A 22210-nucleotide genomic window follows, 5' to 3' on the forward strand; every position below is an offset into this window, starting at 1 on the left:
ATCAGCGCGGCCAGCTCACCCCGGCGCGGAGGAGCTGCAGCGGCACCCGCACGTTGACCCGTCCGGGAAGTCGACGAGCACCCGCAGGAACTTCGGCCGGGTCGCCACCAGGGTGGTGGCCCGCTGCTGCCCCTTGTCGAGCGCGACCACGACCCCGGCCAGCACGGCGAGCTGGGCGAGACGAACGGCCGGCCCCGCCTTCAAGGTAGTGATCTTGAAATCAATCCCAGGCAACCGGCAGCTCGTACACGCCCGTGATGCTCTGGCTGTGCCGCAACGGGACATCCGCGGCGGGCACCGCGAGCCGGAGCGTCGGGAACCTCGTCAGCAGCGCCGGGAAGGCGACGCGCATCTCGACGCGGGCCAGCTGCTGGCCGAGGCACTGGTGGACGCCGTGGCCGAACGCGAGGTGGCCGGTCGTGGAGCGGCGCAGGTCGAGCGCGTCGGGGTCGGCGAACCGCGCGCCGTCGCGGTTGGCCGCCTGCAACGCGATGGTGACCGTCTCGCCGGCCCGGATCAGGTGCCCCTCGATCTCGACGTCCTCCAGTGCGGCCCGCGCGCCGGTGTGCGCGATGGTCAGGTAGCGCAGCAGCTCCTCCACCGCCTGGTCGACCAGGGCGGGATCGGCGCGCAGGAGCGCGAGCTGATCGGGGTGGGTCAGCAGCACCAGTGTGCCGAGCGCGATCTGGTTGGCGGTCGTGTCCAGGCCTGCGGCCAGCAGGAACGTGCCCAATCCTGCGATCTCGGTGTCGTCCAGCTCGGAAGCGGTGAGCTCGCTGAGCACGTCGTCGGTGGGGTCGGCGCGCTTCGCCGGGACCAGGTCGTGGATGTACTCCTGCAGCGCGCCGTAGGCGGCACCTGTCTCGTCCGGGGTGGCGCCCGGTGCCGTCATCGCGTGCGCGTGGCGGGCGAACGTCGCGCGGTCGGCGACGGGCACGCCCAGCAGTTCGCAGATCATCATGGCCGGGACGGGATGGGCGTACGCGGCCACCAGGTCGGCGGGCGGGCCGTGCTCCGCCATCGCATCGAGGTGCTCGGCGGTGATCCGTTCGAGCCGCTCGCCGAGCACCCGCATCCGGCGGACGGTGAACCGGCCGGTCAGCAACTTGCGCAGGCGGGTGTGCTCGGGCGCGTCGATACCGGTGAGGTCGCCGACCGGGGCGGGCGGCAGCTCGGTGATCCCGGGGATCTCCATGGGCAGGTGCATCAGCTCGTACCGCGAGCTGAACCGCCGGTCGGCCAGGATCGCGCGGGCCGCGGCGTGGCCGGTGGCGAGCCACCCGACGTGTCCGTCCGGGTAGACCATGCGCGCGAGTGGTGCCTCCGCGCGGATCGTGGCCAGTTCGGCGGGCGGGTCGAGCGGGCAGCCGGTCGGGCGGACCGTCGGCAAACCGTCGATCCTGGTCATCGCGTCGACTCCTTGTTGAACAGCTTCGTCGACCAGAGGTAGCCGCCCGCGGCGATCACGACGCCCCAGCCGAGCGCGAGCAGGGCGTTGACGCCGATCGGCGTGCCCATCAGCAGCCCGCGCAGCGTCTCGATGAACGGGGTGAACGGCTGGTACTCGGCGAACCACCGCAGCACCGTCGGCATCGACTCGGTGGGCACGAACCCGCTGCCCAGGAACGGCAGCAGCACGAGCGGCATGCCGACGTTGCTCGCCGACTCGACGCTGCCGGCCGCCAGCCCCAGCGCGACGGCGAGCCAGACGAACGCGAACGACATCAGCAGCAGCACGCCGACCAGGGCGAACCAGTCGCCGACGCCGGCGGTCGGGCGGAAGCCGATCAGCAGCGCGACGGCGAGGACGGCCGTGACGCCGAGCAGTGCCTGGACGACGCTGCCCACGACGTGCCCGGTCAGGACGGAGACGCGGGCGATGGCCATCGTGCGGAACCGGTCGACGATGCCCTCGGTCATGTCCATGGCGACCGAGATGGAGGTGCCCTGCACCACCGAGGTGATCGTCATCAGCAGGATCGCCGGCGTGACGTAGTCGACGTAGTCGGCGGTGCCGATGCCGGCCCCGAGCGCGCCACCGAAGACGTAGACGAACAGGAGCAGGAACACGATCGGCATGCCGACCAGCAGCACCGTCATCGACGGGTAGCGGCGCATCCGCCGCAGGTTGCGGCGCACCATCGTCGCCGAGTCGGACAAGGCCAAGGTTGCGGAAGTCATGGCGCGGTCACCTTCCGTTCGGTGAGGGCGAGGAAGACATCGTCGAGGTCGGGGGTGTGCATGCTCAGCTGCTCGACCTCGACGAGGTCCGTGTCGAGCCGGTCGAGCAGCGCCTTCAGCGAGCGGAGGCTGCCGTCGTGCGGCACGCGCAGCTCCAGCGCGTCGCCGTCGCGGGAGGCGTGGCCGACCGCGCGGGTGGCGGACTCGAGGTCGGCGAGGGTGGCGAAGCGGAGCAGGACGTGACCGCCGGGGATGCGCCGCTTGAGCTCGTCGGGCGTGCCCTCGGCGACGATCCGCCCGTGATCGAGCACCGCGATCCGGTCCGCGAGCTCGTCCGCCTCCTCCAGGTACTGCGTGGTCAGGAAGATCGTGACGCCGCCGGCGACGAGCTCCCGCACGATCTGCCACATGCTGCGACGGCTGCGCGGGTCGAGACCGGTGGTGGGCTCGTCGAGGAAGATCACCTGGGGCGAGCCGACCAGCGTCATCGCGAGGTCGAGCCGGCGCCGCATGCCGCCGGAGTAGGTCGACGCCGGCTTGGTGGCCGCGTCGACCAGGTCGAACCGGCGCAGCAGCTCGGCCACCCGCGCCCGCCCGGCCGCCCGGCCCAGGTGGTGCAGATCGGTCATCAGCTGCAGGTTCTCCTGGCCGGTCAGCAGGTTGTCGACCGCCGAGAACTGGCCCGTGACGCCGATCGCGGCCCGGACGGCGTCGGGATCGGTGGCGACGTCGTGGCCCGCGACGGCCACGCGGCCGCCGTCCGCCGCGATCAGGGTGGAGAGGATCTTGACGGTGGTGGTCTTGCCGGCGCCGTTCGCGCCGAGCAGGGAGAACACAGTGCCGCGCGGGACGTGCAGCTCGATCCCGTCGAGCACGAGGTGGTCGCCGTAGGACTTGCGCAGCCCCGACACGGCGATCGCCTCGCCGCGCTGTGCTGATGATTCGCTCGCAAGCTCGCGCTGTGCTGATGATTCGCTCGCCAGCTCGCTCATCGCGCACGCCCCACGGTGATGTCGCCGTGCGCGGTGTGGGCCCGGACCTCGACCGTGTTCTCGGCCTTGCCCGGCCCGTCGCCGGCATCCAGGGAGTTCCGCACACGGCCGAACCCGGTCTTCAGATCGAGCCACGCGGCGGTGCCCTCGGCGATGCCGAGCTCCAGCCCACCGAACGAGGTGTCGAGCCCGACCCGGCCGCTGACGACCTCGCCGATGCGGATGGAGCCGTTGGCCGTGGTGGCCTCCACGTCGGCGCCGGCCCGGTCGACGGAGATGTTGCCGTTGGCCGCACGCACCCGCAGCGTGCCGTCGACGTCGCCGAGGTCGGTGTTGCCGTTGGCGTTCTTCACGGTGGCGCTGCCGCCGATCGCACCGATGCGCACCTGGCCGCTGCCGGTGTTGACGTCGGTGTTGCCGTCGGCGGCGTCGACGACGATGTCGCCGGCGGCCGTCTCGATGCGTAGCGGGCCGGTCCGGTAGAGCTTGACCTGCCCCACCGAGTTCTTCACCCGGCAGTCGCCCAGCACGCCGGAGCTGCTGCAGTCGCCGACCGAGAGGTCGACCGTCACCCGCGAGTCGCTGGGCAGCTCGACGACCACGTCGACGGAGCGGGTCTTGCGGGAGAAGTCGAGCATCCGCGACTTCGGCCCGCGCACGGTGAGCACGCCGTCGACGTGGTCGACGCGGGTGGCGCCGGCCGCCTCGACGTCCGACTGGTCGGCCGGGTTGGTCGGGTGGACCTCGACGACGGTGTCGGTGCGGTCGCTCGCGACGAGCTGCACGTTGCCGACGGAGAGCTCGATCGTCGCGGAGATCGGCTGTGGTGTGGCGAAAGTAGGCATGGCTGTCCCCTCGGAATGGGTGGGAAGAACATCCCCGCAGGTCAGCGGGGCACGGTGAGACGAGGCTGGGTCAGCGGACCCAACCGGTGAAGTGCTGCGCGCTGCGCCCGCCGGGCCGTTCGGCGGTGTCGCGGACCGGCCCGCGCAGCGCGGAGGACGCGGCCCGGACGAGCCACGCGTTGACCGAGCGGCCCTCGCGGTTCGCGGCCTCCTCGACGGCGGCCTTCAACGGCTCCGGGAGCCGGACGTTGATCCGCACGGACGGGCCGTCGTCGAGGTTCGGGTCGGCCGTGACACGCTCGCTCGGGCCGTCGACCGGCTGCGGCGCGGGCGGTGCGGCCACGACGAAGTGCGGGTCCCGGCCGCGCAGCCGCACCTCGACCGAGCCGGGCGCGAGATCGCGGGTGATCTCGTCGGCGGCGGCCGAGAGCGCCTCGAACAGCGCGAGCCGGATCGCCGACTCCATCCCCGGTGCGAGCCGCTCGATGAGCGCGGACGCGTCGGGGCCACCGGCCTCGACGACGGCGAGCAGCTGGCGGCCGAGGGATTCCACGTAGGGCGTCAGGTCCACGACGCACACTGTGGCACACCGTGGCATCACACGCAAGCCATGTTGGCTCAGTTTGGCTCAGACTGGCTCTGAGATGGCTCCGGTGCGCCTGCGCGGCTGCGTCGAAGAGGGCTCCTACGATGGCGCCCTGATGCGACTGCTGCACACCTCCGACTGGCACGTCGGCAAGACCCTCAAAGGGCACAGCCGGCTCGACGAGCAGGAGCAGGTGCTCCGGGAGATCGTCGCGATCGCGCGCGAGCAGGAACCCGACGCCGTGCTCGTTGCCGGTGACCTGTACGACTCCGCGGCCCCGTCCGCACAGGCCCAGAACCTGGTGGTGCGCACCCTCATCGGGCTCGCCAGCACCGGCGCCGAGGTCTACGCGATCGCCGGCAACCACGACAACCCCACGATGATCGACGCCTACCGGCCGCTCGCGAACGCCGCCGGGATCACGCTGGTCGGCGGCGTGCGCACGGCCGACCGCGGCGGGCTGATCGAGTTCACCGCGCGCGGCACGGGGGAGCGCGGCACGCTGGCCGTGCTGCCGTTCCTGTCGCAGCGCTACGCGGTGCGTGCGCTCGACCTGATCGCGCAGACCGCCGCCGAGAACACCGGCGAGTACGACCAGCAGCTGCGGGAGATCCTCGCCTCGCTGACCAGCGGGTTCCGCGACGACTCCGTCAACCTCGTGATGAGCCACCTCACCGTGCTCGACGGGAAGCTCGGCGGTGGCGAGCGTGCCGCGCAGACGATCTTCGAGTACGCCGTGCCAGCCACGATCTTCCCGGTCGAGACGCACTACGTGGCGCTGGGCCACCTACACCGCCGCCAGCAGATGGCCGCCGCGTGCCCCGTCCACTACAGCGGGTCGCCGCTCGCCGTCGACTTCGGCGAGCAGGACAACACCGCCGTCGTCTGCCTGGTGGAAGCGGCCCCCGGCGTGCCGGCGACGGTCACCGACATCCCGCTCACGGCCGGCCGCCGGCTGCGCACCGTCCGCGGCACCGTCGCGGAACTGTCGGACCTCGCTGCCACCCTCGGCGACGACTGGTTGCGGATCTTCGTCAGGGAACCGGCGAGGGCCGGACTGCGGGAGGAGGTGACGGCCGTGCTGCCGAACGCGCTCGAGGTGCGCATCGATCCCGAGTTCGCCGCACCCGTCACCGTCGCGCGGTCACGGCCCAGCGGTGCGGACGCGACCCCCGCCCAGCTGTTCCACGAGTACCTCGGCACCCGGTCCGTCGACGACCCGCGCGTCGAGGAGCTGTTCCGGCGCCTGCACGACGAGGTGTCGGGCGCATGAGGCCGGTGCTGCTGGAGATGGCCGGGTTCGCGGCGTTCCGCGAGCCCACCACCGTCGACTTCGCGGGCGCCGACTACTTCGCGCTGGTCGGGGCCACCGGGTCGGGCAAGTCCACCGTCATCGACGCGCTCACCTTCGCCCTCTACGGCTCGGTGCCGCGCTGGGACAACCCGCGTTCGGTGGCGAACGCGCTGGCCCCCACCGCGGGCCGCGGCGCCGTCCGGCTCGTGTTCGACGTGGGCGGGGAGCGGTTCGTCGTCGCCCGCGAGCTGCGCCGGGCCGCGTCCGGCTCGGTGTCGGTGCGCGGCGCCCGGCTGGAGCGGCTGCGCGACCCGTCCGGCACGGGAGCGGCCGACGAGGAGACCGAGCCGCTCGCCGACGGCGCCGGAGACACCACTGCCGCCGTCACCGCGCTGCTCGGGCTCACGTTCGCCGACTTCTGCACCTGCGTGGTGCTGCCGCAGGGTGAGTTCGCCGAGTTCCTGCACGCCGAGCCGCGCAAGCGGCAGGAGAAGCTGGTCCGGCTGCTGGGCCTCGACGTGTACGAGCGGATCGCGAAGGAGGCCAACGGCGAGGCAGCCGCGCAGCGGCAGCGCGCCGAGGTGCTCACCGAGCAGCTCGGCGGCTACGCCGACGCCACGGCCGAGGCCGAGCAGGCCGCCGCCGACCGCGTCACCGTGCTCGACGAGCTCGCCGAACGGGTCGCGGCTGCCGTGCCGGTGCTGACCGCGGCCGTCGCCGAGCAGCGTGCCGCGGCAGAGCAGGTGACCCGGCTGCACGAGGAGGGCGCGCGGCTGGCTGCCGTCCGCGCCCCGGACGGGCTCGCCGAGCTGGGTGCCCGCCGCGCGGCGGCCGTCGCCGCCGCGACCGATGCGGCCGGTGCCGTCGCCCGTGCGGAGGAGGCCGACACCGCGGCGCGGGCCGCGCTGGCCGCCGAACCGGCCCGGTCCCGGCTGGAACGCGTGCTGCACGACCACCGCGAGCTGGCCGGCGCACTCGCCGAGCTGCCCGGCCTGCAGGACCGGCAGGCGAAGGCCGTCGCGGAGTACGAGCTGGCCGCCCGCGACGCCGGCGACGCGCTGGCCGCCCACGACGCCGCGCGGGCCGCCGTCGAGGCTGCGGTCGCGGCGCACCGCGTCGCCGACGAGCGCGCGCACCGCCTGCGCGCCGAGCGCACCGCACTGCGCGGGCTCGCCGCGCCGGCCGGGCTGGACGCGCTTCGCGGGCGGGAGGCCGCGGCGCAGCGCGAGCACGCGCTGGCCACGAGCGCGCTGGCCGCCGCCGAGCAGGCCGAGGCGCAGGCCCGCGCCGCCGTCGCGCAGCCGCGGGCGGTGCTCGACCGCGCGCGGCGTGACCTCGCCGAGCTGGCCACCGCCGAGCAGGCCCACACCGCTGCCGTCGCCGCTGTCGAGCAGGCCCGGCGTGCGGCCGACGCTGCCGCGGAGGCCGTGACCGCGGCCCGGCACCGCCGCGACCACGCGCGCGCGGCGCACGCCGAGGCCGTCCGATCGGGGTTGGCGGCCACGCTGCGGGCCTCGCTGGTGGCGGGGGAGGAGTGCCCGGTCTGCGCGCAGGCCGTCGCGACGCTGCCGCCGGCCGCTGCGGTGGACGCCGACACCGAGTCACCGCTCGCCGCGGCCGAACAGGAGCACGAGCAGGCCGTCGCCGCGGAGGCGGCCGCGACGGCTGCGCTCGCCCGCGCCGAGTCCGAGGTGGCGCGGCAGGAGGCCGCGGCCGACCGGCTGCGGGCCGCGCTGGCCGACACCGGCATCACCACGTCGGCCGAGCTCGCCGCCGCCGTCGCAGAGGCCGAACGGGTCGCGGCCGAGCAGCAGCGCGCGGCGGAGGCGGTGCGGGCGGCGCGGGCGGCGGTCACCACGGCAGCCGCCGCCGTCGAGGACGTGCGCGCCGCGTCGGCCCGGGCCGCCGCCGCGCTGCGTGCCGCGCGCGACCCGCTCGTGCCCTTCGGCGCCCCCGGCACCGGTGACGACCCCCTCGCAGGCTGGACCGCGCTGCTGGAGTGGGCGGCCACCGCCGCTGCCGAGCGGGAGGCCGAACTGCCTGCCGCCGCGGCCGCGGCGGGCGCCGCGGAGCAGGAACGGTTCACCGCCGAGGCCGCGCTGCGCACCGCCGAGCGCGCGGCCCGCGACCGGCGCACGGCCGAGACCGCCGCGGCCCGTGCCGAGCAGGAGGCCCGCGCCACCGTCACCGCGGTCGAGCGCCGGATCGAGGTGCTGCGCTCCGCGCTGGACGGGGCACCGTCTCCGGCCACTGCAGAAGCCGCGCTCGCCAGGGTCACCGCTGCCGAGAAGGCCGCCGAGACCGCCGACGCCGAGCTGCGGGCGGCCCGACGCGCGCAGCGCATCGCCGACACCGCCGCCGCCGACGTCGAACGAGCCGTCGCCACCGGATGGCGGGTGCTGCGTGCCGCGCGGGACCCGCTGGTGGCGCTCGGCGCACCGGCGCTCGAACCCGACGTCGAGCTGCCGGACGCCTGGGCGGCCCTCCTGAGCTGGGCCGATGCCGCGCGGGCCGAGCGGGCGACGCGCGTCGTCGAGGCCGAGCGCGCAGCTGCCGACGCCGCGACCCTCGTCGACGGGCAGGCCGAACGCCTCGCGGCCGAGCTGGCCGAGCACGACGTCCCGTTCGCCGGCGCCGGGCTCGCCGCCGAGCCGGCCCGGGCGATCACCGCGGTGGCCACCGAGGCGGCGCGGGCCCGCGCCGCGCACGAGCGGATCGTCGAGCGCCGCGCCGCCGTCGCCGGCCTGGTCGCCGACCGCGACCGCGCCGAGGAGGCCCACCGCGTCGCGAAGCTGCTCGGCGGGCTGCTGCGCTCCGACGGGTTCCCGCGCTGGCTCGTGGCGTCCGCGCTGGACGCGCTGGTCACCGACGCGTCGGCGAGCCTCGCGGAGCTGTCCGGCGGGCAGTTCGAGCTCACCCACGACAACGGCGAGTTCCTCGTCGTCGACCACGCCGACGCCGACTCGCGCCGCCCGGTGAAGACGCTTTCCGGCGGCGAGACGTTCCAGGCCAGCCTGGCGCTGGCGCTCGCCCTGTCGGCGCAGATGTCGCACCTGGCCGCCAGCGGTGCCGCTCGCCTCGAGTCGATCTTCCTGGACGAGGGCTTCGGCACCCTCGACGAGTCCAACCTCGACGTGGTCGCCAGCACCCTGGAGAACCTCGCCGCAGGCGGCGGGCGGATGGTCGGCGTGATCACGCACGTGCCCGCGCTGGCCGAGCGGGTGCCCGTCCGGTTCGCGGTGCGGCGCGACCAGCGCACGTCGTCGATCGAGCGGGAGAGCGTGTGAGGTTCGCTGCGTGAGATTCTCAGTCGATCCCTGGGACCCCAGCTACGGGGCCAGCCTCGACACCGAGCTGGGCGCGTCGTCGGCGCTCGTCGACCCGGACGTCGAGGTGCCGGCGCGACGCTGGGCACCGATCGACCCGATGCCGGTGGCGCAGCCGGCCGCGGTGCTGTTCGTCGACGGGGTGCGCCGGGTCGACGCGCAGGTGTGGGTCGACCAGGGGCAGGAGAGCGCGCTGGCGCTGTGCGCGTCCTACGCGGCAGGGGTGATGTGCTGCTGCCCGGAGCAGGGCGCGCACCTGGCGGTCGCGGAGGTGCGGCGCGGGCTGGTCACCACGGTCGCCGACGCGTCCGGCATCGACACGGCCGCCGGCACCTACGAGGCCGTCCCGACAGCCGCTCGCGCCGACGTCGCGCCGATGCAGGTGCTGTCGCTGGCCCTGCAGCGCGCGCTCGGCGAGGTGGAGCTGGCGGCCGCCGAGCTGGCTCGAGTCGGCGCCGGCGAGCCGGACGACCTGCTCGTCGTGGACGGTCCGCTGCGCGGGCGCGCGCACCTGCCGCGGGCCATCGGGTTCGTGAAGAGCCACCGCAGCGACTACCTGCCGCCGCAGCTGGGTGCCGTCGTCGCGGAGTTGCGGCCCGGCCAGCGCACGCCGGTCTTCGCGCTGGGCACGTCGTGGGAGCGGCACACCTGGTACCTGCGCCTGCCGCCCGCGCCTGGCACGCCGTGGGCGGGGATCGTGCGCGTGGAGGCACCCGCAGGGCCGGCGTCGGTCGAGCTGGCGGCGCGCAGCCAGGCCACGCTCGTCCGGTACGCGTCCACGGAGTACAAGGACTCGCGGGCGCCGCAGAACCTCTACCCGATCGCCGGCCTGGAACGCGCGCTGCGGCGGCGGCTCGGCGAGCCTGCCGTGCTGTACCGGGCGCTGCGCCGGGCGGCGGCGCAGGTGGTGCCCGCGGGGTAGTTCGTGTGGGGCTCGTCGCTATCGTCGCCCGCCGTCGCCGGCCGCGGGTAACAATCCGTGACGAGAGCCGGAGGACGCCCATGATCATGTTGTGCGAGCGGTGCTGCGCGCAGATCGCCGAGAGCGAGCCGGTGGTCCGGCTCGCGCACATCGACCACGCCCGCCCCGACGGCACGATTGTGTGGCGGCACTCGTTCCTCCACAACGGCGGCTGCCCGGCACCGCGGACGGCGGCCCACGAGCGGCCCGACACGGGATCGTGGGACCCGGCCCGCGGCATCGGCGGGCTGCGCGAGCACTGACCGCTCACCCCAGCGCGACGAGCGCGGCCGCGGCCAGTGCTCCGACCAGCCCGGCCCCCTGCCGCCGCCCGACCCGCTCGCCCAGCGCCACCAGCCCGACCACGACCGGCACCACCGGGTAGAGCGACGACAGCACCACGGCCACCGACACGTACTCGGTGCGGGCCGCGAGCTGGTACGCGGTGAGCGCGCCGGCGGCGAGCACCCCGGCGGCCACGGCCAGGACACCGGGCGCCATCCGTCGCTCGGGGAGCACCAGGACGCCCGCGGCGAGGACCGCGGTCACGCGTCCGGCGAGCACCGGCCACAGCCCCGAGTCCGCGCCCGCCTGCGCAAGGGCCAGGTACTGCACCGCAACGCCGACGCCGGACGCCAGTCCGTCGCGGACCGCGGGGCCGGTCGGCGTGGCCGATCCGCTGCGCGAGACCAGCCAGAGCGCGGGCAGCACGAGCACCACCCCGGCCCACGCGATCAGCGACGGCCGCTCACCGAGCAGCGCCACCCCGACCACGACCGGCAGCGCGACCCCGCCGACCGCGCTCACCGGCACCACCACCGACATCGCACCCCGGGCCATGCCGCGGAACAGGAACGCCATCGCCGCGGCCGTCCCCAACCCGGACAGCGCGCCCCACGCCAGGTCGGCCACCGCCGGTGTGACGGGGGAGAGCGTCGCCACGGCGACGGCCATCGTGACCAGCCCGCTCACCTGCCCGACGAACGCCACCACGAGCGGCCGCGTCCGCCGGGCAGCCAGACCGCCGACCACGTCCGAGAACCCGTAGGCCAGCGCGGACACCAGCGCGAGCACCGCGCCCACAGTCAGACCGCCCGGTCGCGCTCGGCCTGCCCGACCGGGCACACCGCGCCGTCGACGCAGCAGGCGCGGTCGCAGAGCCGGCAGAGCACGTCGGCGCGGCCGGCGTAGAGCGCCGCGAGCAGGCGTTCGAGGACCGTCGTCAGTGCTACGCGCTCGGCCGCGTCCAGCACGGCGACCAGCTCGTCGAGCGCGGCGGCGCGGGCGGCCCGGATCTCGGCGACCGCCCGCTCGCCGGCCGCCGTGAGCGCGACGGCCACCGCCCGCCCGGGCCGCGGGGACCGCGCCGCCAGCCCGGCGCGTTCCAGCCCGTCGACCATCCGAGCCGCGGCCGGCTGCGACAACCCGATCCCGCGGCCCAGCTCGGTGACGCTCGTGCCCGGTGTCTCGGCCAGCGCGACGAGCGCCGCCGCGCTGCTCGCCCCGACGCCGCCGGCCGCTTGCACGCCTGCCAGCATCCGATCGGTGACGGCCAGCGCGGCGGCGCCGAGCAGGTTCCCCAGACGCTCGTCATGCATGACTCATGCATATCAGGGTGCCCCGTCAGGCGCAGCGCCCCGATCGAACGGTCCGGATGCAAGCGCCAGGCGAGTCGCGCGTTCCGCCGGGCGAGTCGCGCAAACTGCCAGCGGTGAGATGCAGAACTCGGCCAGCGAGCGGCGGGACTCGCCCCAGCGGAATGCTGGACTCGCCCCGCGGAACGCAGGACTCGCGCGGCGGAACGCGCGACTCGTCCAGCGGAACGCGGCGGGCTGCGGGACTCGCCGCAACCGGAGCGCAGTACGGAAGCTACCCGAGGCGTTCGCGCAGGCCGCTCGCCCGCGCGACGGGCCGGGCCACGGCGGCGCGCACCGACTCCTCGGTGCCCACGATGCGCACACCGGCGCGGGCCCGGGTGACGGCCGTGTACAGCAGCTCGCGCGTGAGCAGCGGCGACTCCGCGGGAGGCAGCACCACCGTGACGCCGCGGAACTGGCTGCCCTGCCCGCGGTGCACCGTCATCGCGTGCACGGTGGCCACCTCGGGCAGCCGGGCCGGCGCGTAGAGCTGCGGGGTGCCGCCGCGCGCGAACGCCACGCGGGGACCGGCGGCGGTGGCCACGACGACCCCGGTGTCGCCGTTGAACAGCCCGATGTCGTAGTCGTTCGACGTGACGAGCACGGGCCGGCCGGGCGCCCACGGGCCGTGCGGGCGGTGCGGCTGGTCGGCGGCCAGCCAGCGCTCGATCTCCGCGGTCCAGCGGCTCACCCCGAACGGGCCGCGCCGGTGCGCGCACAGCACGCGGTGCTCGTCCAGCGCGGCGACGGCCTCGGCGGCGTCGCCCCGGTCGGCCGCGGCCGTCAGCGCCCGGCCGGCCGCGACGACGTCGGCGCGCACCGCGTCGATGCCGTGCGGATCGACCTCGAGCGGGGCCACGAGCTGCAGCGCGGGGTCGTGCTGGTCGCGCAGCAGCGCCACTGCGTCATCGCCGTCGCCGTCGCGGACGGCGCGGGCGAACGCTGCGATCGCGCCGCCGAAGCGCCACACGTGCTCGAGGGTGACCACGCCGTGGACCACGCCGCCGGGCACGCCCATCTCGGCCAGGCGCGCGTCCAGCCACGGTTCGGGCCGGCCCGGGGCGCGGGCGAGGTCGCCCAGCACCGCCCCTGCCTCGACGGACGCGAGCTGGTCGGGGTCGCCGACCAGCACCAGCCGCGCCTGCGGCCGCACCGCGTCGAGCAGCCGGGCCATCATCGACAGCGACACCATCGACGTCTCGTCGACCACCACGACGTCGTAGGGCAGGTGGTGGTGGCGGTGGTGCCGGAAGCCCTGCGCCGGGTGCCAGCGCAGCAACCGGTGCAGCGTCGCGGCCTCGGGCACGCGGCTGTGCAGGTGCGGCGGCAGCACCTCGGTGACCGCCTCCTGCAGCCGCGCCGCAGCCTTGCCCGTGGGGGCGGCCAGCGCGATCCGGCCGACCGACGGCTGCTCGGCGAGCAGCTCCAGCAGCCGCGCCACCGTGGTGGTCTTGCCGGTGCCCGGGCCGCCGGCGAGCACCGTGACGCGGCGCAGCACCCCCACCGCGGCCGCCTGCCGCTGCCGCACCGCGTCGGACTCCAGGAAGAGGCGATCGAGCCCGGACTGCAGCGCCAGCAGGTCGACGGGCGGCGGATCCAGCGCGGCGCGCTCCTGCAGCGCAGTGCGGACCAGCTCCTCCTCGTGCCAGTAGCGCTCCAGGTACAGCAGGCCGCCCACCAGCCGTAGCGGCCGGCCACCGCCGGCGTCGGCGCCGACCGCCACCAGCGGCGACGCCTGACACGCCGCCAGCCACGCCGCCGGCTCCGGCCACGGCAGCACCGAGGTGTCGAGCACCTCGTCGCCCTCGCCGAGCACCGTGTGGTCGGCCGTCGCGAGGTCGAGGCACACCGACCCCAGCCGCACCGCCCGCACCGCCAGCGCCGCCGCGAGCAGCACCTCCGGCGCCGACTCGCCGCCGAGCCGGCCCAGCCGCGCGGCGACGTGCACGTCGGCCGGCTCCAGCACCCCGGCCTGGTTGAACGGGGCCAGCAGCCCGGTGGCGTTGCGGGCCAGCCGCGGGTCGCCGACGTCGACCGTCACGGCGCACCGTCCAGCAGGTCGGACAGCTCGACGATCAACGCCGCAGGTGGCAGCCAGCTGAACACCCCGCACGGCACGTCGTCGACGGTGGGGGTGGCCGGCCCGCACATCCCGCGCACGAACAGGTACAGCACCCCGCCGAGGTGCCGTTCGGGCGCGTAACCGGGCAGGCGCCAGCGCAGGTAGCGGTGCAGTGCGACGCAGTACAGCAGCGCCTGCAACGGGTAGTTGGCGGCGATCATCGCCCGCGCGAGCAGCGGCGGCAGGTAGTGCGCGGCGGTGAGCGGCTCGCCCGGCGCGGCGCCGAGCCAGTTGGTCTTGTAGTCGACGACGGCGAACCGCGCGCCGGGCAGCCGCAGCACGGCGTCGATGCTGCCGGTGAGGTACCCGCGCAGCGGCTGCGCGGCCAGCTCGGGGTCGGCCAGCACGTCGGCGTACGTGACCAGCGGATCGGCGGCGGGCAGGTGCCGGCGCAGCAGCGGCACGAGGTCACCGAGCAGCACCTCGCCCCGCGGCCTGTCGCCACCGGCCAGCGGCAGCTCGAAGTCGAGCTCGGCGAGCCGGTCGCGCGGGTGGACGTCGGCGAGGCGCAGCCCGTCGGCGAGCGGGCCCAGCGGGGTCTCCATCGACGGCTGCAGGGCCGCGGCCAGCTCGTCGGCGTCGAGGCCCGGCACCGGGTGGCGGGCCAGCTGGGCACGGCACTGCGCGCGCAGCTCGGCGGCCAGATCGGACGCGGTGGGGTCGGCGGCCTCGAACACCGCGTGCACCAGCGTGCCGAAGACCGCGCCCATCGGCAGCTCCGCCATCGGCGACGGGATGGCCGCGGCGGCGCTGCCGACCGGCGCGGGAACGGCGACGTCGTGCTCGTCGACGGGCGCCTCGTCCAGGGCCGCGTCCACCCCGGGCTCGTCGTCGGTGCCGCGAGCGTCGGCCTCGCTGGCCACCCCCGGCGCGTGGCTCACGTCGGCGGTGAGCGCGGAGTACGAGGTGCGCCGCCAACGCAGGTCCAGCTCGCGCTCGAACCGGGCCGCGACCAGCGGTTCCGCACCGTCGGCCGCGGTCGGGACGGGAGCGGCCGCGGGCCGGGGGAGCACCGGCTCCACCGCCAGCACCGGCGATTCCAGGGCGCGCAGCGCGTGGATCGCGGCGTTGTCGGCCGGGACGCGGTAGCTCTGCTCGGGCACCGTGCCCGGACCCGGCCGGCCGATCAGCAGCCGGTGCACCGGCGACGTGGACGTCGTCGTGGTCGGCACCCACCACGTCACCACCCGGCTGCGCGCGCGGGTGAGCGCCACGTAGAACAGCCGCAGGTCCTCACCGGCCTCCTCGAAGCGGTGCGCGGCCGCGTGGTCGCGGAACCGCTCACCGCTCGTGCCGCCGACGTCGAGCACGCGGGCCCCCGACGCGTCGTGCAGCAGGGGCACCTCGGGGTCACGGACGTTGCGGTCCCACCCGAACGGCACGTAGACGACCGGGAACTCCAGGCCCTTGCTGCGGTGGATCGTGATGATCTGCACGGCGGCCGCGTCGGACTCCAGCCGGCGGCTCCGCTCCGTGCCGACCTCGGCCCGGCTGCCGGGCGCCGCCTCGCGGATGCGGTGCCCCAACCAGTCGACGAGCGCGGCCGGCCCGAGGTGCCCGGCACCGGCCGCTTCGTGCAGGGCCTGGCCGATGTGCCGCAGGTCGGTGAGGGTCCGCTCGCCGCCGACCAGGCTCAGCAGCCGCTCCGGCAGCCCGGTGTCGGTGGTGACCGCTTCCAGCAGCGCGGCCACCCCGCGCTCGCGCAGCAGCGCGCCCCATGCCCGGATGCGCACGCCGATGCGGTCGAGCAGTGCGTCGGCGTCGGTCCCGCACAGCTCCTCGACGGTGTGGCCGAGGAAGCAGGTGAGCGCCGCCGCCCGCAGCCGCGCCGCCCGCGGCGCTTCGCACGCCTCCAGCAGCTGCAGCCACTCCCTGGCCACGGGGGTGCCGAACACGCTCGCCGTGCCGGAGAGCACCGCCGGCACCCCGGCCGCGGACAGCGCGGTGTGCACGAGCGTGCCCTGGTCGTTGGTGCGGACCAGCACCGCGACGTCGCCGGGGGCGACCGGTCCTTCGGCCACCAGGTCGGCGATGTCGGCGGCCACGTCGTCGGCCACCGCGCGCCGGGCCTCCGCGGCGAACGGCAGCCCGCTGCGCGCCGCGGGCAACCCCGCCCGGCTCAGCACCCGCACCCGCAGCGGCACCCCCGGCAGCCGCTGCCCGCCGTGCGCCGCCCCGACGGGATGCACGGTGATCCGCTCGTTGCCCAGCGCGACGTCGCCGAACACCTGAGCCAGCGCGTCGAGCAGCGGGGCGTCGCTGCGCCAGTTGGTGGCGAGGGTGGCGTGCGCGTCGGCGACCTCCGTGGCGTCGAGGTAGCTGCGCACGTCGGCGCCGCGGAACGCGTAGATGGCCTGCTTGGGGTCGCCGATCAGCACCAACGTGGTGTGACCGTGGAACGCCCGGCGCAGGATGTCCCACTGCACCGGGTCGGTGTCCTGGAACTCGTCGACGAGCACCACCCGGAACCGCGCCCGCAGCCGCTCCGCCGCGCCGCGCGCCGGATCCGCCAGGGCCGCCGCGAGGCGGGTGAGCATGTCGTCGTAGGTGTAGAGGCGCCGCTCGCGCTTGCGCCGTGCCACCTCCGCGCGCACCGCCGCGGCGAACCGGTAGCGCACCTCCGCGGTGCTGCCCGGCTCCGCGTCGCGCGGCTCCAGCCGCGCCTGCCCGTCGTTGACGGCGACGCGCGCCAGCTCCAGCGCCTCCTTCCGCGTGAACGCGGGCGTGCCCGCGGCCCGATCGCCGTACTTGCGCACGTAGAAGTCGTCGACGACCTCCGTGAGCAGGTCCTCCACGCTCTCCACGAACACGGCGTCGGCGTCGCGGTCGCCGGCCACGCCCAGCCCCGCGAGCATCTGCTGGCAGAACTGGTGGGTGGTGGCAATCGTGGCCGCGTCGAACTGGGCGAGCGAGCGCGTCAGCCGCTCCCGGCGGCGCACCACCTCGGCGTCGTCGACCGCCGCCAGCATCGCCGTGACCTCGTCGCCGGACGCCCGGGCCGCCGCCGGATCGCGCAGCGCCCGTTCCACCGCGCCGAGCCGTTCGCGCACGCGTTCCCGCAGCTCCTGCGTGGCCTCCCGGCCGAACGTGACCAGCATCAGCTCGGGCAGCTCGGCGTGCCCCTCCGCCACGTAGCGGACGGCGAGCGACGCGATCGTGAACGTCTTGCCGGTGCCGGCGCTCGCCTCCAGCACGGTGGTGCCGGTGGGCAGCGCGCCGCACACGTCGAAGGCGGCGACGGACAGCAGCGACGTCATCGTGTCATCACCGCCGCACCAGGTCTTCGGCCCGCAGCAAGGGATCCCACAGGCGCAGCGCCAGCGTGCCGAACAGCGTGGGCTCCTTACCGACGGGCCCGCGCTCGGCGAACACGACGGCCGCCTCGGCGCGCTCACCCCACACCCGCCGGTGCGCGGCGTCGGTCTGCTCCGCGCCGGCGCCGACCGTCCAGGCCCGCTTCGCCTCCTCCAGCGCGTCGTCCGGCCCGCCGCCTGCGCGGCGCACCTTCGCGTAGGTGGCGCCGGCGACGGTCGGCAGCGGCAGCGGGGTGCAGCGCCCGATCGCGGCCATCTCGACCAGGTCGCCCAGCACCGTGCGGGCCTCCTCGGGCCGGACCGGTCCCAGCCTCGCGACGAGGATGCCGTGGTGCTGCCCGCGGCCCACCGTGGCCGCCGTCCACTCCCGGTCCGGCTCGGCCACCGACAGCGCGAGCAGCTGCACCCACGCACGCAGCCGGTGCTTCGGCGCCAGCCGGGAGAACTCGACCCGCACCAGCGTGCCGCCGTGCACCCCGGACAGCGTGCCGGCCACGCGGCCGTCCGGCAGCGCGACGTCGACGTCGATGTCGGTGGGCGGCTCCTCGGCGCGCACCTCGTGCGCTGCCGCGACCAGCGGCTCCACGTCGTCGAGCACGGACAGCAGGAACGCGTCGCCGAGCGCGCCGGGCGGGAGCGCGCCGCGACGCCACTCCGCCTTGCGGGCGCGGTCGAGGTCGAGGCCGGCGAGGCGGTCGCGCAGCAGGCGGTCGCCGACGGCCCACCGGGCCAGCCCGTCGGGCTCGACGGGCAGGGCGTCGGGCGGCTCCTCGTCGCCGTCGCGGACGGGCACGCCGGCGCGCTGGGTGAGGAACGCCTTGACCGGGTGCTCGACGAACGCGACCAGGTCCTCCAGTGGCAACGGGTCGCGCGCCAGCGGCGGCAGCGGGTCGGGCAGGAACGGGCGCGGCGGCACCCGCTCGCCGGCCGCGGCGCGGGCTCCGGCAAGGCTCGCGGTGTCGAAGCTGAACGGCGCGGGCGCCCGGAAGTTGCGGCCGTCGAACGGCTGCAGCGGATGGCGGCGCACGATCCCCGCGGTGTCGCCGGCCGTCGCCGCGATCGCGTCGAGCAGCTCCCCGAGCGGGACGGCGGGTGGCCGGCGTGCGCCCGTGCGCGCATCGGCCCCCGAGGCCACCACGACCAGCCGCTCGGTGGCCGCGCACACCGCGTCGAGCAGCAGCTGGCGGTCCTCGGAGCGCAGGTCGCGGTCGCCCACGCGGGGTTCGCGGGCCAGCACGTCGTCGCCGTCGACGGCCGTGGCACGAGGGAACGCGCCGTCGTCGAGGCCCAGCAGGCACACCACGCGGTGCGGCACCGAGCGCATCGGCACCAGCGTGGCGACGGTGAGGCTGCCGGTGCGGAAGCTCGCCCGCGTCGGGCCGCCGCGGAGCCGCTCGCCGAGCAGGCCGCGCACGTCGGCCAACCCGAGCGGGACGGTGCCGGCGTGCGGGCCCGCCGAGACAACGGCGTCGGCCAGCTCGGCGCGTGCGTGCGCACCCTGCCAGGCGTCGGTGGCGGAGGTGGCGGTGAGCAGGTCGAGCGCGTCGAGCAGGCCCTCGACCCAGGCCTGCAGCGGCCGCTCGCCGGCGAGCCCGGCGAGCACCCCGGAGAGGCGGTCGACGAACTCGGCGAGCGCGCCGAGCCGCTGGGTATCGCCGGAGTCGACGTCGCCGAGGGGGAGCGCGGTGCCCAGCCAGTCGCGCGTGGCGCCGGGCATGGCGACCCCCAGCAGCAGCCGGTCGAGCCCGGCTTCCCAGGTGTTCTGCGGGAAGCCGTCGAGCCGGTAGGGGGCGCGGTGCGCGGCGTCGAGACCCCACCGCACGCCCGCAGCGACGGTGAGCGTGCGCAGCCGTTCCAGATCGTCGTCGTCGAGCCCGAAGCGGGTGCGCACCGGACGGGAGGCGAGCAGGTCGAGCAGCTCCGACGCGGTGAGCCGGTGCTGCGCCAGCTCCAGCAGCCGCTCCACCGTGTCGAGCAACGGGTTGACCTGGCGCAACGCGCGGTCGGCCAGGCGGACCTGCAGGCGGTGGCCGGGATGGCCGACGTCACCCAGGCCGAACGTGGCCGAGATCAGCGGCGCGAACGTCTCGATGTCGGGGCAGAGCACGACGATGTCGCGCGGTTCGAGCGTCGGATCGGCGGCCAGCAGGCCCAGCACGATCTCGCGCAACACCTCCACCTGCCGGTCGGCGCCGTGGCAGAAGTGGACGGCCACGCTGGTGTCGTCCGGCCCGACGGGGGAGGGGACGGACGGCGGGGCGTCGTCGCGCAGCTCGCGCTGCAGCCGGCCCAGCAGCGTCGCCGGCGGTTCCGGCAGCGGGTGGTGCACCGAGCGGGTGGCCCGGGTGGACAGGCGCACCTGCAGCTCGCGCACGTCCCGGCCCAGCGACGCGAGCAGCGGGTGGCGGGGGAGCACGGCGGTGGGATCGGCGCTGCGCAGCGGCACCTCCGCAACCTGCGGGATGCGGGCCCACAGGTCGGGGGAGGGGTGCGGCAGCCACAGGTGGACGTCGCGGTGCTCGGCCAGCGCGGCGAGCACCGTGAGCTCCTCGTCGGTGAGCCGGGTGGGACCGAACAGGGACAGCCGCTGCGGCAGCGGCGCGAGCTCGGGATCGGCGCGCAGCGCGCGGCACGCCTGCTCGACCCTTTCGGCCGGGCCGGGCGTGCCGATCCGCTCCCGCAGCAGCCGCCACAGCCGCGCCTGCCACTCCAGGTCGGGGACGGTGCCGTGGCCCTCCTGCCAGGACCGCACGAGCTCGGGGCGCTGCGCGGCGTACTGCGCGTACAGCTCGGCGAGCCGGCGCGCGGTGGCGTAGCGCCGGCCCGGCGCGGCCCGCAGGTGCGCGGCCAGCGGCGCGCACCACGGCTCGTCCAGGCTCGCGTCCATCGCCTCCAGCAGCGGCCACACGGCGCGGGCCGGCCGCCACGGGTCGGCCTCGGGCGCGACCCCGGTGGCCCCGCCGACCGCGGCCGCGACCACCGCGACGGGCGCGGGGAACTCGACGCCCGCGCACACCCCGTCGCCGCTGCTGCCAGCACCGAGCCGGTGGGAGAGCCGCTGGGCGAGCCAGCGCTCGATGCCGCGCGCCGGGACCGCGACGACCTCGGCCGCGAACGGGTCGGGCAGCGGTGTGGCCAGCAGCTCGGCAAGGGCGTCGGCCAGCGCGTCGGCCCGCTCCGCGCGGTGCAGCACCAGCTCGCCCATGGGCGAAACCGTAGGGAGGGGGCCCGACAGTTCGGCGGCCGGGCCCCTCACGTGATCGCGCACGCACCGTCACCGACGAAACATGAACGACACGATCGTGGTATCCCGCTGCGCGGTCGATAACGGAAGGCTGGACCCCACGCGATGCACGGGCAAGAGATCGCGGAGAGGGAGGCCGAGATGGACCGGGACAGGCAGCAGGAGCAGGCCGAGGTCGAGCACGTTCTCCCCTCCCAGCGCGGCATCCGCGACGCGGCGCGCGGCGAGGTCGTGGCCAGGCACGCGCGGCTGCAGCGCAACGGCCGGCCCGTCTTCTGCACGCCGAGCCGGGCCGAGCTGGCCGGCACGGTCCCGCTCCGGCAGGGCCGCGGCACCAGCGGCAAGGTGATCTACTCCAGCCGCGAGGACGCCGAGGCCGCCGCCCGCGAGCTGGAGGAGCTGGGTGCGCGCCCGCTGCGGGCCTACCGCTGCAACCGGTCGCGCAGCGGCCACTTCCACCTCACCACCGACTCCACCCCGCGCGGCGACCTGCCGCTGCACCTGCGGATCCCGCAGCAGCGGAGCGCCTAGCGACACGTACGGTCGGGCCATGGGATCCGTGGCTCGTCCGACCGTCGTCTTCGATCTCGGCGAGGTGCTCGTCCCGTCGACGGGTGTGCTGCCGGCGCTGGCCGCCGACCTGGACGTCGAGGTCGAGCGGCTGCAGGCCGCCTACTGGCCGGGCCGGCTGGCCTACGACCTGGGCGCCGACGACGTCGTGTACTGGACGGGCGTGCTGGCGGCGCTGGACGTGGACCCGGAGCCGGAGCTGCTGGCGCGGCTGCGCGACCGGGACGCCACGAAGTGGTCGGCGCTGCCGCCGGCGAGCGCGCAGCTGCTCACCGGGCTCGTCGAGGACGGGGTGCGGTTGGGGGTGCTGTCCAACGCGCCGGCGCCGCTCGCAGCCGCGGTGCGCGCGGCGGCCTGGAGCGCACCGATCGACGTGCTGGTGTTCTCCGCCGACGTGGGGCTGGCGAAACCGGATCCGGCGATCTACGCCGCGGCCGACAACGCCTACGGCACCGAGCCGGCCGACGTCGTGTTCTTCGACGACCGCGCGGACAACGTCGTGGCCGCCCGCGCCCACGGCTGGGACGCGCACGTCTGGGCCGGCCCCGACGAGGCCCTGTCCGTGCTGGCTCAGCGGAACGGCTCGGCCGCCGCCACGACCCGGGCGACGTAGGCCTGCTGCTCCGCGCCCTCGAAGCCCGGATTGTCGGTGCGCCCGTCGACGAGCTCGCGCAGGATGTCGACGTGGCCCGCGTGCCGGGCCGTCTCGTCGACGAGGTGCACCAGCAGGTGGCCGAGCGTGGTGTGCTGCCGCTCCGGCGGCCACCACTCCACGTGCGCGGGAGCGTCCGCGGGCAGCGCGGCGACCGACGCGTCGGAGTGGGCCCAGGCCCGCTTGTACAGCGCCACGATCTCCGCGCGGCTCTCCTCCGGGCTCGCCCACGTGTCGGCGCTCTGGTCGACCGAGCCGTCGGCCACCCACGGGACGGGCGGCTCCGCGGGCCGCCCGACGCAGCTGCCGAGGTAGTCCAGCTCCATGGTGGCGAGGTGCTTGACCAGGCCGAGGACGTTGTTGCCCGACGGCACGACCGGCCGCCGCGCGTCGTACTCGGACAGGCCGTCGAGGCCGCGCAGCACGGCGTCGCGGGACCGTTGCAGGTAGCGCACGAGGTGGGTCACGGGATCGGTCACGGAGGCC

18 protein-coding genes are annotated in these 22210 nt (G+C 75.8%); 6 read left to right on the forward strand and 12 right to left on the reverse strand.

Going from position 1 to position 22210, the window contains the following annotated elements; translation table 11 throughout:
- Positions 1–15: 15 nt before the first annotated feature.
- The 6 genes from ACQEVB_RS37590 to ACQEVB_RS37615 all read right to left on the reverse strand — a co-directional run bounded on the left by ACQEVB_RS37590 (position 16) and on the right by ACQEVB_RS37615 (position 4589).
- On the reverse strand, positions 16–204 hold the full coding sequence (locus tag ACQEVB_RS37590) for a hypothetical protein (protein ID WP_432983541.1): 189 nt from the start codon (positions 202–204) through the stop codon (positions 16–18).
- A 16-nt stretch (positions 205–220) separates the two neighbouring features.
- Positions 221–1408: a cytochrome P450 gene (locus tag ACQEVB_RS37595; protein ID WP_432983544.1), complete on the reverse strand. Its 1188-nt coding sequence runs from the start codon at positions 1406–1408 to the stop codon at positions 221–223.
- Positions 1405–2181, reverse strand: a complete 777-nt coding sequence (locus ACQEVB_RS37600) for an ABC transporter permease (protein WP_432983547.1) — start codon at positions 2179–2181, stop codon at positions 1405–1407. The genes ACQEVB_RS37595 and ACQEVB_RS37600 overlap by 4 nt, the downstream gene beginning before the upstream one ends.
- Positions 2178–3173: an ATP-binding cassette domain-containing protein gene (locus ACQEVB_RS37605; RefSeq protein WP_432983550.1), complete on the reverse strand. Its 996-nt coding sequence runs from the start codon at positions 3171–3173 to the stop codon at positions 2178–2180. Before ACQEVB_RS37605 ends, ACQEVB_RS37600 begins: the two co-directional genes overlap by 4 nt.
- The gene (locus ACQEVB_RS37610) at positions 3170–4018 is read right to left on the reverse strand and encodes a DUF4097 family beta strand repeat-containing protein (RefSeq protein WP_432983553.1); all 849 of its coding nucleotides are present in this window, start codon (positions 4016–4018) and stop codon (positions 3170–3172) included. Before ACQEVB_RS37610 ends, ACQEVB_RS37605 begins: the two co-directional genes overlap by 4 nt.
- 70 nt (positions 4019–4088) lie before the next feature.
- Positions 4089–4589 carry a ribbon-helix-helix protein, CopG family gene (locus ACQEVB_RS37615; RefSeq protein WP_432983556.1) on the reverse strand — a complete coding sequence of 167 codons (501 nt, stop codon included), beginning with the start codon at positions 4587–4589 and terminating at the stop codon, positions 4089–4091.
- A 130-nt stretch (positions 4590–4719) separates the two neighbouring features.
- On the opposite strand from ACQEVB_RS37615, the gene ACQEVB_RS37620 reads away from it, so the two are divergent.
- From ACQEVB_RS37620 to ACQEVB_RS37635, 4 genes are all read left to right on the forward strand, one after another.
- A complete protein-coding gene (locus ACQEVB_RS37620; RefSeq protein ID WP_432983559.1) occupies positions 4720–5877 on the forward strand; it encodes an exonuclease SbcCD subunit D in 1158 nt (385 codons plus the stop codon).
- Complete coding sequence (locus ACQEVB_RS37625) at positions 5874–9185, forward strand: AAA family ATPase (protein ID WP_432983562.1); 3312 nt, start codon at positions 5874–5876, stop codon at positions 9183–9185. The genes ACQEVB_RS37620 and ACQEVB_RS37625 overlap by 4 nt, the downstream gene beginning before the upstream one ends.
- A gap of 10 nt (positions 9186–9195) precedes the next feature.
- On the forward strand, positions 9196–10146 hold the full coding sequence (locus tag ACQEVB_RS37630; protein ID WP_432983565.1) for a hypothetical protein: 951 nt from the start codon (positions 9196–9198) through the stop codon (positions 10144–10146).
- A gap of 80 nt (positions 10147–10226) precedes the next feature.
- Positions 10227–10448, forward strand: coding sequence for a hypothetical protein (locus ACQEVB_RS37635; RefSeq protein ID WP_432983568.1), 222 nt, complete (start codon positions 10227–10229; stop codon positions 10446–10448).
- A gap of 4 nt (positions 10449–10452) precedes the next feature.
- On the opposite strand, the gene ACQEVB_RS37640 is transcribed toward ACQEVB_RS37635, so the two are convergent.
- From ACQEVB_RS37640 to recC, 5 genes are all read right to left on the reverse strand, one after another.
- Entirely contained in the window at positions 10453–11259 is an 807-nt protein-coding gene (locus ACQEVB_RS37640; RefSeq protein ID WP_432983571.1) for an EamA family transporter, read from the reverse strand.
- 11 nt (positions 11260–11270) lie between these two features.
- Positions 11271–11783 carry a MarR family winged helix-turn-helix transcriptional regulator gene (locus tag ACQEVB_RS37645; RefSeq protein ID WP_432983574.1) on the reverse strand — a complete coding sequence of 171 codons (513 nt, stop codon included), beginning with the start codon at positions 11781–11783 and terminating at the stop codon, positions 11271–11273.
- A 271-nt stretch (positions 11784–12054) separates the two neighbouring features.
- A complete protein-coding gene (gene recD / locus ACQEVB_RS37650) occupies positions 12055–13863 on the reverse strand; it encodes an exodeoxyribonuclease V subunit alpha (RefSeq protein WP_432983577.1) in 1809 nt (602 codons plus the stop codon).
- Positions 13860–17201, reverse strand: coding sequence for a UvrD-helicase domain-containing protein (locus tag ACQEVB_RS37655; RefSeq protein ID WP_432983580.1), 3342 nt, complete (start codon positions 17199–17201; stop codon positions 13860–13862). Before ACQEVB_RS37655 ends, recD begins: the two co-directional genes overlap by 4 nt.
- A gap of 7 nt (positions 17202–17208) precedes the next feature.
- Positions 17209–20463 (reverse strand): exodeoxyribonuclease V subunit gamma, encoded by a 3255-nt coding sequence (recC, locus tag ACQEVB_RS37660; protein WP_432983583.1) that lies wholly within the window; start codon positions 20461–20463, stop codon positions 17209–17211.
- Positions 20464–20643: 180 nt separating this feature from the next.
- Here recC and ACQEVB_RS37665 point away from each other — a divergent pair, with 180 nt between their 5' ends.
- Both ACQEVB_RS37665 and ACQEVB_RS37670 read left to right on the forward strand, forming a co-directional pair.
- Positions 20644–21033, forward strand: coding sequence for a hypothetical protein (locus tag ACQEVB_RS37665; protein WP_432983586.1), 390 nt, complete (start codon positions 20644–20646; stop codon positions 21031–21033).
- Positions 21034–21052: 19 nt separating this feature from the next.
- A complete protein-coding gene (locus ACQEVB_RS37670) occupies positions 21053–21685 on the forward strand; it encodes an HAD-IA family hydrolase (RefSeq protein WP_432983589.1) in 633 nt (210 codons plus the stop codon).
- Here ACQEVB_RS37670 and ACQEVB_RS37675 read toward each other — a convergent pair.
- Positions 21643–22203: a DinB family protein gene (locus tag ACQEVB_RS37675; protein WP_432983592.1), complete on the reverse strand. Its 561-nt coding sequence runs from the start codon at positions 22201–22203 to the stop codon at positions 21643–21645. The genes ACQEVB_RS37670 and ACQEVB_RS37675 overlap by 43 nt on opposite strands.
- Between the last annotated feature and the right edge of the window lie 7 nt (positions 22204–22210).

Source organism: Pseudonocardia sp. CA-107938 (assembly GCF_050936315.1).
In the GTDB taxonomy this organism is placed as follows: Bacteria; Actinomycetota; Actinomycetes; order Mycobacteriales; family Pseudonocardiaceae; genus Pseudonocardia.

What these genes read in the sequence shown, in the direction of transcription:
- ACQEVB_RS37595 (WP_432983544.1), bottom strand. Translation starts at nt 1,408, where the DNA reads ATGACCAGGATCGACGGTTTGCCGACGGTCCGCCCGACCGGCTGCCCG.
- ACQEVB_RS37600 (WP_432983547.1), bottom strand. Translation starts at nt 2,181, where the DNA reads ATGACTTCCGCAACCTTGGCCTTGTCCGACTCGGCGACGATGGTGCGC.
- ACQEVB_RS37605 (WP_432983550.1), bottom strand. Translation starts at nt 3,173, where the DNA reads ATGAGCGAGCTGGCGAGCGAATCATCAGCACAGCGCGAGCTTGCGAGC.
- ACQEVB_RS37610 (WP_432983553.1), bottom strand. Translation starts at nt 4,018, where the DNA reads ATGCCTACTTTCGCCACACCACAGCCGATCTCCGCGACGATCGAGCTC.
- ACQEVB_RS37620 (WP_432983559.1), top strand. Translation starts at nt 4,720, where the DNA reads ATGCGACTGCTGCACACCTCCGACTGGCACGTCGGCAAGACCCTCAAA.
- ACQEVB_RS37625 (WP_432983562.1), top strand. Translation starts at nt 5,874, where the DNA reads ATGAGGCCGGTGCTGCTGGAGATGGCCGGGTTCGCGGCGTTCCGCGAG.
- ACQEVB_RS37635 (WP_432983568.1), top strand. Translation starts at nt 10,227, where the DNA reads ATGATCATGTTGTGCGAGCGGTGCTGCGCGCAGATCGCCGAGAGCGAG.
- ACQEVB_RS37645 (WP_432983574.1), bottom strand. Translation starts at nt 11,783, where the DNA reads ATGCATGACGAGCGTCTGGGGAACCTGCTCGGCGCCGCCGCGCTGGCC.
- ACQEVB_RS37655 (WP_432983580.1), bottom strand. Translation starts at nt 17,201, where the DNA reads ATGACGTCGCTGCTGTCCGTCGCCGCCTTCGACGTGTGCGGCGCGCTG.
- recC (WP_432983583.1), bottom strand. Translation starts at nt 20,463, where the DNA reads ATGGGCGAGCTGGTGCTGCACCGCGCGGAGCGGGCCGACGCGCTGGCC.
- ACQEVB_RS37665 (WP_432983586.1), top strand. Translation starts at nt 20,644, where the DNA reads ATGGACCGGGACAGGCAGCAGGAGCAGGCCGAGGTCGAGCACGTTCTC.
- ACQEVB_RS37670 (WP_432983589.1), top strand. Translation starts at nt 21,053, where the DNA reads ATGGGATCCGTGGCTCGTCCGACCGTCGTCTTCGATCTCGGCGAGGTG.